1 protein-coding gene is annotated in these 743 nt (G+C 71.5%); it reads left to right on the forward strand.

Annotated features, from left to right (window positions below):
* A partial coding sequence (locus BZY54_RS47830) for a siderophore-interacting protein (protein ID WP_143668421.1) occupies positions 1-473 on the forward strand: 473 nt, incomplete at its 5' end.
* Positions 474-743: the final 270 nt, after the last annotated feature.

The following is a 743-nucleotide window of genomic DNA, read 5'->3' on the forward strand; positions in this document are numbered from 1 at the left end:
CACCCGGCGACCGTGTGCTGCTGCTCGGCCCGGCGGTCGCGGACAACCGGGCGATCCGCTTCCGGCCACCCGGGGACACCGACCTGGTGGTGATGTGGGGCGACGAGACCGCCGTACCGGCCGCGACCGCGATCCTGGAGTCCCTGCCGGCCGGCACAAGGGTGCGCGCCTGGCTGGAGGTGCGCCATGCCGGTGACATCCAGGACGTGGCCACCGAGGCCGACGCCGAGGTCACCTGGATGGTGCGCGACGACAGCCGGGCCCCGGCGCTTCCCACGGCTCTCGGGGCCCTGCGCGAGGTCCGACTCCCGCCCGCCGAGCACCCGTACGTCTGGATCGCGGGCGAGTCCGGGTGCGTGAAGGAGCTCCGCCGGCACTTCGTCGGCGAGCGCAGGATCGACAGGCGGCGCGTCACCTTCGTCGGCTACTGGCGGGAAGGCCTGAGCGAGGAGGAGTTGCGCGCACAGGAGTGACGCCGGTCACGCCTCCGGAGGGGCGGAGCTCGCGCCAGTCAAAGTTAGATTAGGCTAACCTAAGTTGATCTCGCGCGACTCCGCCCTCGCCCGTTCCGTACGGAACTCGTCCCCTACCGGAGGACCCCCACATGCGCTCGCACCTGCTCAATGACCTCACCGCGGAGCACTACCGGCGCTCCGTGACCGAAGGAGTCGAGCGGGTGGCCGCCAAACTCGCCGCCACCGACCGTCCGTTCACCGGCATCACGGTCGACGCCCTCGCTCCCC

It is taken from the genome of Streptomyces carpinensis, assembly GCF_002154505.1.
Taxonomy (GTDB): Bacteria; Actinomycetota; Actinomycetes; order Streptomycetales; family Streptomycetaceae; genus Streptomyces; species Streptomyces carpinensis.